Source organism: Novipirellula caenicola, assembly GCF_039545035.1.
Classification (GTDB): domain Bacteria; phylum Planctomycetota; class Planctomycetia; order Pirellulales; family Pirellulaceae; genus Novipirellula; species Novipirellula caenicola.
The window spans coordinates 16174-32182 of the sequence record NZ_BAABRO010000028.1 but is presented as its reverse complement, the minus strand read 5'-3'; the positions used below and the strand labels follow the sequence as shown (position 1 = coordinate 32182).

Here is a 16009-nt window from a genome sequence, read left to right as displayed (position 1 = left end):
GAAAACCATGCCAAAAAAATTAGCAATCGATTGGGACGATACCGAATTACGGTTCGTGGCCGCGCAGTGCGCTGCCAACCAGGTCACGATTACCGACGCGGCGGTCGTGCCAATGATGCCGTCGGGTATTTATGAAACACTTCGCAAAACGATCTCCGAACGCGGGCTTGAGAAAACCGAGACGCTGGTCGCGATCGGACGTGGCAAAGCCGAGCTGCGGGAATTGCAATTGCCACCGGTGCCGGACGAGGAATTGCCGGACATCGTTCGCTTTCAAGCGATTCGCAGTTTCGCTTCGGCCGGTGAAAGTGCCACGATTGACTACTTGGTGACCAATCGCACTGATGCGAACGTCAACGCAATCGCCGCCGCCGTCGCTCCGGCAAAGCTTGCCGAAGTCAAAGAGATTTGCAGTGATGCGTCGTTGTTGGTCAAACGAATCACGCTGCGTCCTCTCTCTGCGGCGGCGTTTTATCTGACGCGTCCAAAGCGATCAGCGGCCGGTGGCGATGTCGTGTTAATCGATTTGTTATCCGATGACGCCGAGATCGTCGTGGCTCGCGAGAGCAAGGTGATTTTTGTGCGTACCGTCCGCATGCCTTCGGGCGAATCGGCACGGCCACGCGCGCTTGTCAACGAGCTGAAACGCAGCTTGCTCGCGTGCGGCTGTAAATCGCCTGAGAAAATCGTGCTCTGGGGCCGTGACTCGGTTCACCGCGGCGATGTTGAAATCCTCAGCGAAGCGCTTGACGCGCCGGTGGAAGTCGTCAATCCATTTGAATTGGTCGAGGTCGACGCAAAGATCAAAGACCAATTGCCAAGCCATGTCGGTCGACTCGCTCCGCTGGTCGGTTTGCTGGCTTGCGAAGAAACACATGCCGATCGTTTGATCGATTTTTTGCATCCTCGCGAACGAGTCGAAGAGAAACCGAATCACCGGCGCACCGCGTTGCTCGTCGGCGTGCCGATCGCCGCAGCAATACTGCTGGGCTATCTAGGCTATCGCAAACTCAGCAACCTGGATGCCGAAATTGATCGACTCAATCAAGCCAACGCGGCCATGAAAGAGCCTGTCAAAGAGGCAGAACAGTGGATCGCCGAGACAGAAAAGATTGACCAGTTCCTTGATGCCGATGCGATCTGGCTCGACAAACTCCGCACGCTTGCTGAAAAATTGCCGCCTGCCGAGGAAGTGATCCTCAAATCGATTGTCGCAACCAGCGATATTCGCACCGGCGTCAGCACGGTGGTCTTGAGTGGTTCCGCAACCAGCCCCAGCGTGATTGAAAAACTCGAGTCATCGATTCGTGACGAAAATCACAGCGTCACGATTGAAGGGGCCAGCGAGCAGGACGCTAAAAACGCCTATCGCTGGGTGTTTACCGAGAAAATCGCGATCCCGCCGCATCATGCTCGCGCTCGGCGGTATGCCGGGGTCGAGCAGGCTCGCACGGCGTCAGCCGATGAGTCGCAAGACGTGACGCCAGCGGAATCCAAAGCCGACGCACCGGCCGCCGAGACGCCTGCTGCGGATCCACCGGCTGCCGAGAACGCGCCTGCGTCCACGGAAACTTCTCCCTCGAACCCTGAAACGGCTGCGAACTCGGTCACTGAGGTGCAATCATGAATCAACGCGAACGATTCTTGGCGATCGCCATTGGTGGCTTGGTGGGCGCATTGGTGATCCAGTGGGGCATCAACAAATATCAAACCGCTGTCAAAAGTCGCACCACGCGGATTGATGCGCTGACCAACGAGAAACTGAAACTCGAAGATCGCTTGTTGGACGGAGCTTATGCCGACCGACAATTGGGCGAATACTTATCGCGTTCCTTGCCCGGCGATCCCGAACGCGCCCACAGCGATTACCAAAGTTGGTTGTTGGACGCGGTAGAGCAAAACGGATTGAGCAACCCGCGTGTCAATCGAACTAACATGTTGCCTGTTGGCGACCTTTATCAACGATTGTCCTATAGTGTCGATGGTCGCACCGATTTTCCCAAGCTGATCGAGTTTCTGCATGCGTTTTATGCAAAGGACTATCTGCACCGGATGAGCAAACTGGCGATCACCCCGGCACGTGACGAACCGAGCCGTTTCGATGTCAAGATGAGCGTCGACGTGATTGCCCTTTCGGCAGCGCCCGAAGACGCCAAACCGCCCACGGCGCCGTCGTGGCGGGTGGATCCCGCGGTCACCGCGTACAGCGAACCGATCTTGAATCGAAACTTTTTCGAACCGCCGAACAAGGCACCTCAATTCACGGGCAAGTCGGTGGTGGACGCGATTGTCGGCAAAGACTCGACAACGCCACTGACATTCAAAGATCCGGAAGGACACCAGTTGCGATTTGAATTACTTGAATCGGCACCCGATTTTGTCCGGCTCGATGAGCGAACCGGGACGTTGACGGTCAAATCGGATACCAAACAAGAGTTCGATGTGAAGGTCCGCGTGACCGATGATGGCTACCCCAACCGCACGATCGAGCAGAAATTGGTCGTCAAAGTTGGCGATCCACCACCGCCGCCGGAACCGCCCGCCGCCAAACCGATGTTTGACGATTCGACGCAAACCGTATTGACCGCGCTTGTCCAAGGTCGTGATGATTGGACGGCATGGATGAATGTCCGCACAAAGGGTAAAACACTGAAGCTGCGTGTGAATGACGAATTTGAGATCGGAACGCTCAAAGGAAAAGTCGTTGAAGTGACGCCGAAATATGTGTTGCTCGAGATCGACGGTCGGCGGTTTGAATTGAAACCGGCCGGCGTGTTGGCGGACGCAGCGAAGAATTCGGAACCGGTAGAAAACTGAGTAACTCCCGCATTGACCCTGCGTGCCTCTTCGATTCGATGTGACCAAGTCAGCGTCCAATTCGACAACGGCATTCGTGCCGTTGACGAGGTTCATGCCGATTTTCCCGCTGGCAAGATCACCACGTTGATCGGTCCGAGCGGTTGTGGGAAAACGACGCTGCTGCGGTTGATTGCAGGGCTGCAGACGCCGGTTTCCGGCAAAGTGCAATTTGTGGACAGCACGGCGGCGCGTCGTCGCGGCGATGTGGCGTTTGTGTTCCAGCAGCCCTCGCTATTGCCATGGCGAGACGCGATCGGCAATGTGCTGTTGCCGCTCGAGTTGATTGCTCGCGACACGGCCGCTCAGCGACGCAGCAAAGCGGCGGCGATGCTCGAGATGGTGGGTCTTGGCGACGCTCTAAATCGTCTTCCGCATCAATTGTCCGGAGGCATGAAGATGCGGGTCTCGTTAGCACGCGCCTTAGTGACCGAACCGAGTGTGTTGTTGATGGACGAACCGTTTGCTGCGCTGGATGACATGCTGCGGAACTCGCTCGGTCAATTGTTGCTGAAACTTTGGCACGATCTTTCGCTGACCGTCGTGATGGTGACACACAATATCGCCGAGTCATGTTTGTTGTCGCACCAAATCCAGGTCATGCACCGCGGCAAGATTACGCAAACAATCGACAACCCATTGGCGTGGCCGCGTGATCCGCAACTGCGTCGCACCGCCGCGTTTGGCGAGTTTTACGGTACCGTCAGTGATGCGCTGAGGGGGACGGCGTGATGAACCCTCAAACCTGGAAATCGGTTGCCTTCAGTGTCGTTTCGGTTCTCGCGGGGGCCCTAGCGTTGTTGGCGATGTGGACGGGGGTGATCTGGTATTTCGAATTACCGCCCATCCTGCTGCCTTCGCCAAGCCAAGTGCTCTCGACCGCGATTCAGGAACGTCAATCGCTGCTTCGCGGCACCTATGTCACCGGACTTGCCGCCACCGTAGGGCTGGTTTCCGCGGTCATCATTGGATGCGTGATCTCGATTGCCTTCAGCCAATCGCGGTCGATTCGCAAAGCCTTTTTCCCTTATGTCGTCTTTTTGCAAACCGTTCCGATCGTGGCAATTGCACCGCTATTGATCACGTGGAGCGGTTATCAATTTCGCACCGTCGTGATCGTGACGGTGATCGTTTGTTTGTTTCCGATCGTCAACAGCGTCACCGAGGGACTGCTGGCGATCCAAACGGACCTCAACGACATGTTTCGCTTGTATGGGGCGTCGCGAACGCAGCGGTTGTTGAAGCTGCAATTGCCCACATCGGTTCCCTATTTGATGCTGGGGACAAAGACGAGCAGCGGGTTGGCGGTGATCGGCGCGATCGTCGCCGAGTTTTTTGTCGGCAATGGATCGAACTACGACGGGCTGGGAACGTTGATGACCGGTTGGCAAGGGTTTCAGCGAACCGATGCACTGATCGCCGCGATTTTTGCCTCGACCGTTTTGGGATTGGTATTGTTCGCCGTCGTCAACCTGCTCGCCGCGACGGTGTTCACTCGTTGGACATCGACCGATCGCAAAAGGTAACGAAGTTGCCGGTCACTCTGCTTTCATTGTGATCTCGGTTCGCTTACGCTTTTGTAATTACCTCTTTTTCACAACCCGAAGCGTTAGCGAGGGAATCTCGATATTGATTCGATCCCTCGCTTACGCTTCGGGTTATGATTTGCCGGTGAAAACTGCGAAAGCGCAACTGCAAAACTAACGCGTTGGTTATGATTTGCTGAGACATACGGTGAAAATGTTCGCTTGGGGACCGAGCGAATGAAGAATCGAAGCATCACGACGAGGGACAATATGCGAATCGGAGTGCCCAAGGAAACTTGGCCGGGTGAATTGCGAACTGCGTTGGTGCCCGCCAATGCGAAGAAGCTGATCCGCAGCGGTTTTGAAATCGTGGCCGAGACCGGACTGGGGTTGGGTTCGGGATTCAGCGACGATGCCTACACCGAGGCAGGTGTGACGATTCAATCGGATCGGCAATCGGTGTTGGCCGACGCGGATGTGATTCTGCGAGTCCGTAAACCCGACGTTAACGAGATCAGCGGACTGCGGCGTGGTGTGATCCACATCAGTTTTCTTGATCCGTTTAACGAACGATCCTTGGTCGATTCGTTGGCGGCTGCGGGAGTGACCGCGATCTCGATGGAGATGATCCCGCGAAGTACACGGGCTCAGAAAATGGACGCGCTCTCCTCACAAGCCAACTTGGCTGGCTACGTCACCGTGATCCAAGCGGCGTATCACAGTACCAAAGCGTTTCCGATGATGATGACTCCCTCGGGGACGATTCGTCCTTGCCGCGTGTTTGTGATCGGCGTAGGCGTCGCGGGACTACAAGCGATTGCAACGGCGAAGCGACTTGGGGCTCGCGTCGAGGCCTTTGACACGCGTCCGGTGACGGCCGAACAAGTGCGTTCGTTGGGGGCGAAGTTTGTCGAGATCGATCTAGGCGAAGTCGGGCAAACCGAACAGGGCTACGCCAAAGCATTGACCGAAGAACAGATTGCGTTGCAAAAAGAAGGGCAAAAGAAAGTGATTGCCGAATCGGATGTCGTCATCACCACGGCGCAGTTGTTCGGCCGGCCTGCCCCAGTCATCGTCACTCGCGATATGATCGAAGCGATGCAGCCCGGCAGTGTGGTCGTCGATATGGCGGTCGAAAGCGGCGGCAACGTCGAAGGGTCGGTGCTCGATGCGGTCACCGAAATTGGCGGTGTCAAGGTGATCGGGCAAGGCAATTTGCCATCGAAGGTCAGCCGCAACGCCAGCGACATGTACTCCAATAATCTGCTGAACCTGATCGAAGAGTTCTACGATAGTGAGAGCAAACAATTGGTGCTCGATCCCGAGGACGAAATCATCCAAGCGGCGGTGATTACCCGCGACGGTGAAATTGTCAACGAAACCATCCGAAACCTGAACAAGTAAGCGAGAATTCTGATGACGATGGAAGCGGTCTACCTTGGCTTCGTTTTGATGCTTTCGATTTTCTTGGGCTTTGAATTGATTTCCAAAGTACCGGCGACGCTGCACACGCCGTTGATGTCCGGGGCGAATGCGATCTCGGGGATTACCGTGGTCGGCGCGATCACGTCGGCCGGCGCTGGATTGAGTGATTGGGCCACGGTGTTGGGAGCGATCGCCGTCTTTTTTGCTATGGTCAACGTCGTTGGCGGCTACATGGTGACGGATCGCATGCTCGGCATGTTCAAGAAAAAAGAAGCTCCTGTCAAAGACCAAGTTTGAGAAAAGGCGATCCATGAGTGCGGAACTAATCGGCGCTGTTTATATCTTCGCCGCCATCTTGTTTATTTTCGGTTTGAAGTTGCTCAGCTCGCCTGCGACGGCGGTACGAGGCAACTTGATTTCCTCGTTTGCGATGCTGGTGGCCGTCCTTGTCACGCTGGCGTCCAACGAGATCATTGATTATCGCTGGATCGCAGTGGCTGCCGTGGCAGGTGCGATCGTCGGGGCGGTCGCCGCGCGACGCGTCGCGATGACCGGGATGCCGGAAATGGTGGCACTGTTTAACGGATCGGGCGGGATCGCCAGTCTATTGGTCGGTTGGGCGGCACTTTACATGAGTGATAGCGCGCATATTTCGACCGTGGTTGATACCCCAGACGCGCCCGCGGTTTCGGCGTTCACGATGATCACGATTTTGATTTCCATTCTGATCGGCGGCGTCACGTTTTCTGGAAGCTTGGTGGCTTGGGGGAAATTGTCCGAGGCGATCAGCAGTGCGGCTGTTTCGCTGCCAGGCCAACGTTTCCTCAGTTTGTTTAACCTCATTGCCCTGTTGGCGTGCAGCGTGCTTGTGTTTGTCCAACCCGCATGGACGCTGCCATTGGTCATCGCGGTGATCGTGTTGTCGTTGATCTTGGGAGTGATGGCCGTGATGCCGATCGGCGGTGCCGACATGCCCGTGGTGATCTCGCTACTCAATAGCTACTCGGGCTTGGCCGCTTGTGCCGCAGGGCTTGCGATCGACAATTCGATTTTGATCGTGGCCGGTTCGTTGGTCGGGGCCGCCGGCATCATTTTGACGAACATCATGTGCAAGGCGATGAATCGCTCGCTTAGCAACGTGCTGTTTTCTGGCTTTACCGCGACCACGCAAGCGACCAAGGTCGAAGGCGAGGTCAAACCGATCTCTGCCGATGATGCCTACCTGATCCTCGAAGCCGCATCGTCGGTCGTGATGGTGCCGGGCTACGGCATGGCGGTCGCGCAAGCCCAACATGTGGTACGGGAATTGGGAGAATTGCTCGAAGCCAATGGGGCCGAAGTCAGTTACGCGATCCATCCCGTCGCCGGCCGCATGCCTGGTCACATGAACGTTTTGCTCGCCGAAGCCAATGTGCCTTATGACCAATTGGTCGAGATGGAAGACATCAATCGGCGGATCGAAAACGTCGATGTCGCGGTCGTGATCGGAGCGAACGACGTCGTCAATCCGGCCGCTCGCGAGGACGAGAATAGCCCGATCTATGGAATGCCGATCATCAATGTCGATCATGCACGTACCGTCTTTGTGCTGAAGCGTTCGATGGCGTCCGGGTTTTCCGGAGTCGATAACCCGCTGTTCTTTGGCCAAAACACGCGGATGCTTTTCGGCGATGCCAAGCAGTCCTTGTCCGCCGTGATTGCACAGTTCAAAAACTGAGCGTATCGTGGGATGATCTGATGCAAAGTAAGTAATTGACGTAGTGGATCTTGCCAGAAATCCTTTACGAGGGAATTTTGGCAAGATCCACTACTGGGAGGACTACGTCACTACCTGGTTTATCAACCTCCGATCCGCACGAAGAAAATTGTCATGATCTCGAGCCACCCGTCCACGATGCTGCGGTCTGTATTCATCCTCATCGGCTGTGTCATGATCAGCGGTTGTGGAATCTCGGATTCATCGACAAATCCTTCGCCACCGCCGATCTCCGGCGGCGATGCTTTGCAGTCCGCGGCAGTTCAGCTGAATTGGTTTCCTGAATCCGAGCATGGTGGTTTGTATCAAGCTGTAGCCGATGGAACGTTCCAAGCACACGGCTTGGATGTAACGATCCGGCCTGGCGGGCGACAAAGCCCGGTGGCGCCGGAATTGGTGATGGGACGCGTCCAATTTGCGATGGCCAACGCCGACGATGTGGTGCTGTTTCGTAATCAAGGGGCCGACATCGTCGCGGTGCTCGCCACGATGCAGAATCATCCCCGCTGTATCTTGGTTCGCGAAGACAGCGGCGTGAAGACGTTCGAGGACCTCGCGGGTAAAACGCTGCAGCGGCAAGGGGGCCGCGCGTTCCTCGAATTCATGCGTTCCAAGGGATTGTTGGATCAAGTCAAAGAGGTGCCTTATCACGGCAGCGTCTCGTCGCTGGTGACGGACAAGGATGTCGCGATCCAGGCCTACTCGTTCGCCGAACCGCTGCTAGCGGAACAACAAGGCGTCAAGGTGCGCAAGTTAATGCTCAGCGATCTTGGCTGGAATCCGTACTCAAGCGTGTTGATCACGACCGGCGACATGGTTCGCAAGCAACCCGACTTGGTCCAATCGTTTGTCGATGCGACACGTGAAGGTTGGCAGCACTACTTGGACGATCCCACGCTGGGCAACCAGGCGATCTTGAAAGCGAACCAGCATGGGATGACCATCGAAGCGTTGCAATTTGGGCATCAAGAACTCAAAACGCTCGCCCTGCCCGATGACATGCCGCCGGAATCGCTCGGGGAAATGACCGACGCGCGTTGGCAAACCTTGGTCGCTCAAATGGTCGAGCTTGACCTCGTCGACGGCGACAAAGTCCGCGCCTCCGACTGCTACACCACTCAATTTACCGAAAGTGCCGAAAAGATGCCGGACACCGTTTCGGTAGAGTAGGCGACGTTCCGAGGGTGAGAGCCAGATTTTTTAGCCTGCGGTTCTAACTTGCGGTTTTAGGCGGCGCGGCGACGTTTCTCGGGTTCGATGTGGCAACCAAGGCTCTCGATTTCGAGCCGCAATAGTTGCCGTGTCACGTGGGCGGCGGTGGGACGATCGTTTGGACGCGGCGAGATCATGGTTTCAACCAGTTCTGCGACTGGCGAAAGCAACAAGTCGCTGGCCGCTTCGACTCGCGTTAGCCATTGCCAAAGGATGCGTCCGAGTGAGAAGATGTCCGACGCCGGAAGCGCCACCATCTTGTCAGACATCGTTTCGGGGGCCGCGTACTCAGGCGTGCCGCGAAACAATCGTTTGGGCGAACAGTGCACTCGTTCGGCAAAGCCAAGGTCGATCAGCGTGACGTGGCCGGTCGCGCCGACCATCACGTTCATCGGTTTCACATCGCCGTGGACCCAACCGCTTGCATGCAGTGCCTCGAGCGCCTGTGCGACTTGACGCACCAACCACAGCCCCACCGGCAACGGTTTGCGAGGTTGCTGATTCAAATGCTCGTGCATCGTCAACGCATCCAACCGTGGCATCACCAAAAAGGGCGACGTGCCGGAATCGGAAGCGTCCAACACGGCGATCAAATTCGGATGGAACACCTCGTGGGTGCAGGCGGTGAATTGCTGGATTTGCCGAAGCGATTCGAGTGTGTTTTCGCCAATCCCTCGTCGCACGACATAATCCCAGCGAGGGCTGCCGGTCGCATCGGCTGGTTGAGCGTACGACAATTCGGCGGTTTCACCTTGGTGGATGATCTTTCCAAGACGCCAAATTCCTAAGATCGATCCACGCGAATGGGCGGGGCGGGGAGCGGAAGCAATCGGATTTTTCGTTGAAACTTTGGACATCGTAAGTTTCCCCACCAGCGTGTTGAACTAAGAAGAAGAAGCGAGGCAACGCACTCTCATCGGCGAATCACGCCAACGCTTCGGTGCGTTCCACCGTCAATGCATCGACCAGACAGCCCAGCTAGGTCGAACCGCTAAAGCCGGAACCCTAGAAACATCCGAATTTGCCTAACCGGAACCACCGCTGCGATTTAAAGTCCGAAGACTCACAACGCGGCGGAAAGCCAGTGACCTTCGGCGTCATGGCCGAGGTCACTCGGCCAGCTTGCCGCGTTGCGGCTGAGCTGAGGAGTCCTGCGAAATCAAAAAATGCGACTGTTGCGGATCCGGCGGCACCGGTGATCGCGTGACAACGCGAGATGAAGTTCCGTTATGATGAGGATTCGAATTTTGAAATCTCGATTCCATTTTCTTGATAGGCCTTCGCTGTGCGTTATTTATCGTTTGCAATGTGCATGTTGCTTTTGCTGGGATGCGGTTCATCCAAGGAAAATCCGTCCGCTGGCGCTGGCTCGGAAACAAAGCCGGCTGCAACCAAAGGCTCGGGACGATTTCCGCTGGAAGCAGGGAAGTACACCGTTTTGGGGATCCTGACTGACAACCAAGACAACAGCAAAGCGAAAGAGAACGCCGAAACGACGCTGCTGACACACCCGGATGTCGGCTGTTTGGTCGGGGTGTGGAATATCAATACGCCGATGATCTTGGCGGCGCTGCGCAGCAGCGATGCGGTCGGCAGCGTCAAAGTGGTCGGCTTTGACGAGCATCAAGAAACGCTGGCTGGCATTCGCGAAGGCAGCGTGGTGGGGACCATCGTCCAGCAGCCATACGATTTTGGTTATCGCAGTACGCAGTGGTTGACGATGCTTGCCAAAGACAAGCCGGTCGACGTGCCCGAATCGGGACTAATCTACATCCCGCACGATACCATCACTTCGGAAAACGTTCAGGCATTCGCGGATCGGATTGAGGCGATCAAGGCTGGAAAAGGACCCATGTTGTCGCCCGAATCGGATCTGGACGGCTCCGGCGTGCATGTGGCATTCATCACCAACAGCATTGATCCATTCTGGACGTTGGCCGAATTCGGATGCAAAAAGGCTGCCGAACAATTCGGCTGTAAGGTCGACGTGCAGATGCCGGCAACCGGTTCGATCGAAGAGCAAAAACGCTACCTCGAAACCAATGCCGCAAACAAGCTGGACGGCGTCGCCATCAGCCCGATCGATCCCGCCAACCAAGTGGGCATGATCAACGCGGCGTGTGAATCGATGACGGTGATCTGCCAGGACAGCGACGCCCCGTCGTCAAAACGTGAATTTTATCTTGGCACCAGCAACTACATGGCTGGCCGAGCCGCCGGCAAGTTGATCAAAGACGCGTTGCCCGACGGAGGCGAAGTGATGATGTTCGTCGGCAAAATGGAGGTGCTGAACGCTCAAGAGCGAAGCCAAGGGATCATCGACGAATTGTCCGGCAAACCCGTGCCGGAGATCTTCCTGCAGTAGCCCAATATCATTCCCGGAGCCGCAGCGCAATCGCAATCCTGACCCGAAGCCGGACGCTCTCTACGAGCCTGTCCTACAATGGATGGCATTTTGCTTACCCAATCGCTACAACCGGACGGATTGGGGGGAAGCGTTGGAATTCGGTCCGAGAATCCTCGAGTCCTGTCCGAGTGAATGCCGAATCGGACTCGGTAGGTGACGTACGTTTTGGCAAAGGGTGAAGCGATTCATCCATTGCCGACTATTCTCTGATCTCGACCCCAGGTTCGCTCATGTCATCGATTCATCCTGCCGTTGCAAGTGTGCTAAACGCACGTAACGATGCGACGCAGCAGCAAGTGCAGATGGCTGTGGTCGCCAAAGGCTTGGACGTCCAGGAACAAACCGGCGACGCGATCAACGCGATGCTCGAGCAAGCCAAGCAGGTACAAACCCAAATCGCCAACGGACGTCTCGACGTCCGTGTCTAAAGTGAACTCGTTTTCGGGCAGCTAGCTACGGGCGAGGAGCCGCCGCGGCGAGCACTTCCAAATCATCGCGGCCGACGCGGGTACAGAATGTCCCGAGTGATTCACCCTCGAGGCGATTCGTTTTGTAAGCCGAGAAGATTCCGACCAACTCATCGGCGACATCGGCGTCCTTCACCAAGTCCTTGTAGATGTAGCCCAGTCGGTCGCCGACCCAGCCACCACCGACAAACAACGTGTACTTGTCCTTGGCCTTACCGACCAATGCCAAGTCAGCGTTGTAAGGCCGGGCACAGCCGTTGGGGCACCCGGTCATTCGCAGCGTGAATCGCTCTTTGTCCAACCCAAGTTTGGCCAATGGCTGTTCGATCGAATCGATGATGCTAGGCAGCCGTCGCTCGCTCTCGGTGATCGCCAAACCGCAGGTGGGCAGCGCCACACAAGCGATGGACCAACGACGCACCATGCTGATGTCTTCGGTGAGCGGTGCGTTATGCTTTTTGATCAACGCGATCAACTTGTCTTTATCACCTTCTTCGATATCGGTGAAGATGATGCTTTGATTGGTGGTCATGCGAAGTTCGGTTTTGAACTCGTTGCATACCGCGCGGATCGTCGCTTTGAGTTGATGGTTTTCGTTGTCGTACAAGCGGCCATTTTCGATGTTCAACCCGTACGACCATTTGCCGTCACCTTGTTCTTGCCACCCCATGTGGTCATCGACTTCATGCACGTCGTCTTCGGTGCAATCTTGCAGCGGTTCGCCGAAATACTCTTCGACTTTGCTGCGGAACTTTTCGATGCCCCAATCGGCGATCAAGTATTTCATCCGGGCGACTTTTCGGTCTTCGCGATTACCAAAGTCACGTTGCACCTTCACGACCGCGACGGCCACCTCGACCGCTTGTTCCGGAGTGCAGAACGCCATCCGTTTGGCGAGTGCGGGGAAGGTCTTTTTGGCCGATGGGGTCGTTCCCATGCCGCCGCCGACCAACACGTTGTATCCGATGACCTTGTCGTCACGAATGACCGCCAAGAACCCAAGGTCCTGGGTGTAGATGTCGATGCAATTGTCATGAGGCAACGCAATGCCGATTTTGAATTTACGCGGCAAGTACGTTGGTCCGTAAAGCGGTTCGACGACTTCGCCGCTGCCGCCCCCTTCGAGTGTCGACTCACCCGTTTCAGGATCGGTCACCCACAATTCGTGATAAGCCGGGGTTTGTGGTGCAAGGGCCACCACCAGTGAATCGGTCAGCGTATGCAGGTCGCGATATACCGCGTTGTCACGTTTAGCGGGACAGCAAACGACGTTACGGTTGACGTCGCCACATGCCGCCAACGTCGACAGTTGGATTTCGTTGATGCGGTGAATCGCCTTGCGAAGGTTGCCTTTGACAATCCCGTGCAGCTGAAGCGTTTGCCGCGTGGTGATCTTGAGCGTCGAATTGCCGAGTTCGTCACATAGGTCCAATTGAGCGAGCATTTGGTCCGACGTGATGCGGCCACCCGGAATGCGGCAGCGAACCATCATCGAATACTCTTTGCCGCCGCCGGTCTTTTTGGCGGCCAAGCGAGCATCGCGGTCGTCTTGCTGGTAGGTGCCGTGGAACTTCAGCAGCTGTTGATTGTCTTTATTGAACTGGTCCGTGTCCTCGGTCAACTCGACGTCGATCGTGCCTTTCAGGAATTGGCTTTCCTCTTTGATTGCTTCGTTTGCGCTTAATTTGGGAGCGTCGGTAGACATCGAGACTCAAATCCTGTGAGATTTCATTTGCGTTAAATAGTTGACACAATTCGTCGGCACGTCGGCCTCGTCGTTGTGTCTAGTGGGGTTCCGCAAACCTGTGCGGTTTACGAATACTATAACGACGAGATCGAAATGCCACTATGGCGATCCAACCGACACTTTGTCCCAGGCGAAAAACTCAATGGCTGAAATACTCGATGGCAAGCGAATTGCCGCTGAAATCCGTTCCGAAGTGGCCCAGGATGTCGAGAAACTCAAGCAAGATCTTGGTCGCGATGTCGTCCCCTGTCTGGCTGCCGTGTTGGTGGGTGAAGACCCCGCCAGCCAGGTGTATGTCCGCAATAAACAGCGGGCCTGCGAAAAAGCGGGAATCGAGGGACGGACTCACCGTTTGCCGGCCGAGACCAGCCAAAGTCAGTTGTTGGAGCTTGTCGATCAGCTAAACCATGATGACACCGTCAACGGGATTTTGGTTCAGCTTCCGCTTCCCGCTGCCGGAAATGGCGGTGCCGGATTCGACGAACGAGCGGTGTTGGACGCGGTGGACCCATTGAAGGATGTTGACGCTTTTTCGCCGGTCAATGTGGGGCTTTTGATGCAGGGCCGGCCTCGATTTTTGCCCTGTACCCCGCACGGAATCGTGCAATTGCTGCATCGCAGTAACATTTCTGTCGCGGGAAAACATGTCGTGGTGGTCGGACGCAGCGACATTGTCGGCAAGCCGATGGCGATGATGTTGGCCCAACGCGATGGAAGCTGCGGCCGCGAAGTCGCCAATGCCACCGTCACGATCGCACACAGCCGGACTGCGAATCTAGCCGAAGTTTGCCAGTCGGCCGACTGTTTGATCGCCGCGGTGGGCGTACCGGAAATGATCAAAGGCAACATGGTCAAACCCGGTGCCGTGGTGATTGATGTCGGAATCAACCGCGTCGGCGACAAATTGGTTGGTGACGTCGCCTACGCCGAAGCTGCCGAAGTTGCCTCGGCGATCACACCGGTTCCTGGAGGCGTCGGCCCGCTGACGATTGCCATGCTGCTGCACAACACCGTGCTGGCAACGCGTCTGCAAAAGAGCTAAGCCTTCGTTACTCGATCGCGGAAAATCGGTTTTCAAGAATGCGGCTGCGGCAAATTGTCCCTTTTGCTGTCAGCTCGTCCCTGATCGCACTCAGCGACGGCGAAAAGTAAAGCAGTTGATCCGGGACCTGCCACGAAGCCTCCTCGGCCAGCAATTGGCGAACACTGTCATCGATTTCGCAGCGGTCCGCGTCTTGGTGAAGATCAAGCCACAACTGCAGCGAATGGTCACGGTAAACCAGCATCGAATGCCGGACCCCCACCACACGGTTGACACGCTGCTCGACCGAGGCCGGAAAAATCTTGTGACCGTTGGGAAGCACGATTACGTCATCGCTGCGTCCTAAGACTCGAAATTGCTGCGACTGCGGATCGACTTCGACAACATCGCCTGTGTCGAACCAGCCATTCCGGTCAATCCGCTGAGCGGTCGCTTCGGGATCATTCCAATATCCCAGCATCACGTGATCGCCGCGGACAAACAACCGTCCGTCGCGGATGTCGATCTCCCAGCCTTCGACCGGACGACCGACCAATCCAGCAATGGGTTCCGCAGGCGTTGCGCTGCAAATCACGGGACCGGTCTCGGTGCACCCGTAACCTTGGATCACGGTGACGCCTCGCTCAGCCCAACGATCAAACGTTTCGCGTGTTAGCCCCGCACCGCCACAACCAAGAATCTTCAGAGCCGACAACCCAAATGAGTTTGGCTCTTCATCAAGCAGCCGATTGGCCAAGCTCGGGACGACGTTGGCGAGCGTCGGTTGGACATGCGTCGCCATCTGTTTCCAACCCGCATAGCCATAGGTCAGCACAAGGGTACAGCCACTTAATAACCAAGTGCCGAAGTCGCACGTCCGCGCGTAGGCATGCGCCAGCGGCAGACTGGTGAGCCGCACGTCCGCAGGCGATTGCGGAACCGCCTTGAGTTTGGCGTAGGCGTTTTTGACGAGCGTTTCGTGAGAGAGCGTGACGCCTTTCGCCGTCCCGCTGGTGCCGCTAGTCCAAAGGATCAACGCAGCTGATTTGGGATCTATTGCTTCTCGGTCTGCGAAAAAAGCGTTGTCTGCAACGTTAACATAGCGAACGGCGACAAAGGCTTCTTCGTCAATCCAGTGGCCGCCGACGCGGTCCCAACATGCTTGGTGATGAGCCGGGTTTGTCCGACGGCTGATCGGAACATGGATCGCGCCGATGCGGGCCGCGGCGAGCGTTAACAGCACGTCGTCAACCGTATTGCCACTGAGGTAGCCGATGCGTCTTGGCAGCGATGGCGACGACGCGAAGAGGTCATCAAGATAGGCCGCCGTCGTTTGGACCAGCGACGCAAGTTCCCGCCAAGATCGTGAGCAAACTTGATCGTTTTCCCAGGTAATCAAGGCAACCGAATCGGCTCGCGATTGCACCTGTTCGTCAAACGCATCGAGCAGATTGGTGTGCATAAGAAGTGGGAAATATAATCCCGTTTATTAATTTCTTTCCGTAGCGAAAGTCGCAGAGACTTTCGGTCGCCATCCCTCGTGGGCGATACTCTCTGCGGCTTGTTGATTTAGTCGTACGATGGACTTCCTA

14 protein-coding genes are annotated in these 16009 nt (G+C 56.2%); 11 read left to right on the top strand and 3 right to left on the bottom strand.

The genetic code is table 11. From position 1 onward, the window contains the following. Positions 1-7: 7 nt before the first annotated feature. From pilM to ABEA92_RS29065, 8 genes are all read left to right on the top strand, one after another. The gene (gene pilM, locus ABEA92_RS29100) at positions 8-1627 is read left to right on the top strand and encodes a type IV pilus biogenesis protein PilM (RefSeq protein WP_345688994.1); all 1620 of its coding nucleotides are present in this window, start codon (positions 8-10) and stop codon (positions 1625-1627) included. Further along, on the top strand, positions 1624-2817 hold the full coding sequence (locus tag ABEA92_RS29095; RefSeq protein ID WP_345688992.1) for a hypothetical protein: 1194 nt from the start codon (positions 1624-1626) through the stop codon (positions 2815-2817). Before pilM ends, ABEA92_RS29095 begins: the two co-directional genes overlap by 4 nt. Positions 2818-2829: 12 nt before the next feature. Beyond that, the gene (locus ABEA92_RS29090) at positions 2830-3588 is read left to right on the top strand and encodes an ABC transporter ATP-binding protein (protein WP_345688990.1); all 759 of its coding nucleotides are present in this window, start codon (positions 2830-2832) and stop codon (positions 3586-3588) included. After that, complete coding sequence (locus ABEA92_RS29085) at positions 3588-4382, top strand: ABC transporter permease (RefSeq protein WP_345688988.1); 795 nt, start codon at positions 3588-3590, stop codon at positions 4380-4382. The genes ABEA92_RS29090 and ABEA92_RS29085 overlap by 1 nt, the downstream gene beginning before the upstream one ends. A 270-nt stretch (positions 4383-4652) precedes the next feature. Next, a complete protein-coding gene (locus tag ABEA92_RS29080; protein WP_345689060.1) occupies positions 4653-5786 on the top strand; it encodes a Re/Si-specific NAD(P)(+) transhydrogenase subunit alpha in 1134 nt (377 codons plus the stop codon). Positions 5787-5798: 12 nt separating this feature from the next. Continuing rightward, entirely contained in the window at positions 5799-6104 is a 306-nt protein-coding gene (locus ABEA92_RS29075; protein ID WP_425572519.1) for an NAD(P) transhydrogenase subunit alpha part 2, read from the top strand. Between the two features lie 13 nt (positions 6105-6117). Further along, positions 6118-7524: an NAD(P)(+) transhydrogenase (Re/Si-specific) subunit beta gene (locus ABEA92_RS29070; RefSeq protein ID WP_345688986.1), complete on the top strand. Its 1407-nt coding sequence runs from the start codon at positions 6118-6120 to the stop codon at positions 7522-7524. 153 nt (positions 7525-7677) lie between these two features. Beyond that, positions 7678-8733, top strand: coding sequence for an ABC transporter substrate-binding protein (locus ABEA92_RS29065; RefSeq protein ID WP_345688984.1), 1056 nt, complete (start codon positions 7678-7680; stop codon positions 8731-8733). A 56-nt stretch (positions 8734-8789) separates the two neighbouring features. Here the strand turns inward: ABEA92_RS29065 and ABEA92_RS29060 are convergent, their stop codons facing one another. Then, positions 8790-9632 carry a serine/threonine protein kinase gene (locus tag ABEA92_RS29060; RefSeq protein WP_345688982.1) on the bottom strand — a complete coding sequence of 281 codons (843 nt, stop codon included), beginning with the start codon at positions 9630-9632 and terminating at the stop codon, positions 8790-8792. Between the two features lie 455 nt (positions 9633-10087). Between ABEA92_RS29060 and ABEA92_RS29055 the strand changes: the two genes are divergently transcribed. Continuing rightward, a complete protein-coding gene (locus tag ABEA92_RS29055) occupies positions 10088-11140 on the top strand; it encodes a substrate-binding domain-containing protein (protein WP_345688980.1) in 1053 nt (350 codons plus the stop codon). A gap of 272 nt (positions 11141-11412) precedes the next feature. Then, a complete protein-coding gene (locus ABEA92_RS29050; protein WP_345688978.1) occupies positions 11413-11610 on the top strand; it encodes a putative motility protein in 198 nt (65 codons plus the stop codon). 25 nt (positions 11611-11635) lie between these two features. Here the strand turns inward: ABEA92_RS29050 and ABEA92_RS29045 are convergent, their stop codons facing one another. Beyond that, the gene (locus ABEA92_RS29045; RefSeq protein WP_345688976.1) at positions 11636-13354 is read right to left on the bottom strand and encodes an NADPH-dependent assimilatory sulfite reductase hemoprotein subunit; all 1719 of its coding nucleotides are present in this window, start codon (positions 13352-13354) and stop codon (positions 11636-11638) included. Between the two features lie 184 nt (positions 13355-13538). Here ABEA92_RS29045 and folD point away from each other — a divergent pair, with 184 nt between their 5' ends. Next, positions 13539-14438, top strand: a complete 900-nt coding sequence (gene folD / locus ABEA92_RS29040; protein ID WP_345688974.1) for a bifunctional methylenetetrahydrofolate dehydrogenase/methenyltetrahydrofolate cyclohydrolase FolD — start codon at positions 13539-13541, stop codon at positions 14436-14438. Between the two features lie 7 nt (positions 14439-14445). Here folD and ABEA92_RS29035 read toward each other — a convergent pair whose 3' ends face one another. Next, positions 14446-15879 carry a class I adenylate-forming enzyme family protein gene (locus ABEA92_RS29035; RefSeq protein ID WP_345688972.1) on the bottom strand — a complete coding sequence of 478 codons (1434 nt, stop codon included), beginning with the start codon at positions 15877-15879 and terminating at the stop codon, positions 14446-14448. Positions 15880-16009 lie beyond the last annotated feature (130 nt).

What these genes read in the sequence shown, in the direction of transcription:
- pilM (WP_345688994.1), top strand. Translation starts at nt 8, where the DNA reads ATGCCAAAAAAATTAGCAATCGATTGGGACGATACCGAATTACGGTTC.
- ABEA92_RS29095 (WP_345688992.1), top strand. Translation starts at nt 1,624, where the DNA reads ATGAATCAACGCGAACGATTCTTGGCGATCGCCATTGGTGGCTTGGTG.
- ABEA92_RS29085 (WP_345688988.1), top strand. Translation starts at nt 3,588, where the DNA reads ATGAACCCTCAAACCTGGAAATCGGTTGCCTTCAGTGTCGTTTCGGTT.
- ABEA92_RS29080 (WP_345689060.1), top strand. Translation starts at nt 4,653, where the DNA reads ATGCGAATCGGAGTGCCCAAGGAAACTTGGCCGGGTGAATTGCGAACT.
- ABEA92_RS29075 (WP_425572519.1), top strand. Translation starts at nt 5,799, where the DNA reads ATGACGATGGAAGCGGTCTACCTTGGCTTCGTTTTGATGCTTTCGATT.
- ABEA92_RS29070 (WP_345688986.1), top strand. Translation starts at nt 6,118, where the DNA reads ATGAGTGCGGAACTAATCGGCGCTGTTTATATCTTCGCCGCCATCTTG.
- ABEA92_RS29065 (WP_345688984.1), top strand. Translation starts at nt 7,678, where the DNA reads ATGATCTCGAGCCACCCGTCCACGATGCTGCGGTCTGTATTCATCCTC.
- ABEA92_RS29060 (WP_345688982.1), bottom strand. Translation starts at nt 9,632, where the DNA reads ATGTCCAAAGTTTCAACGAAAAATCCGATTGCTTCCGCTCCCCGCCCC.
- ABEA92_RS29055 (WP_345688980.1), top strand. Translation starts at nt 10,088, where the DNA reads ATGTTGCTTTTGCTGGGATGCGGTTCATCCAAGGAAAATCCGTCCGCT.
- ABEA92_RS29050 (WP_345688978.1), top strand. Translation starts at nt 11,413, where the DNA reads ATGTCATCGATTCATCCTGCCGTTGCAAGTGTGCTAAACGCACGTAAC.
- ABEA92_RS29045 (WP_345688976.1), bottom strand. Translation starts at nt 13,354, where the DNA reads ATGTCTACCGACGCTCCCAAATTAAGCGCAAACGAAGCAATCAAAGAG.
- folD (WP_345688974.1), top strand. Translation starts at nt 13,539, where the DNA reads ATGGCTGAAATACTCGATGGCAAGCGAATTGCCGCTGAAATCCGTTCC.
- ABEA92_RS29035 (WP_345688972.1), bottom strand. Translation starts at nt 15,879, where the DNA reads ATGCACACCAATCTGCTCGATGCGTTTGACGAACAGGTGCAATCGCGA.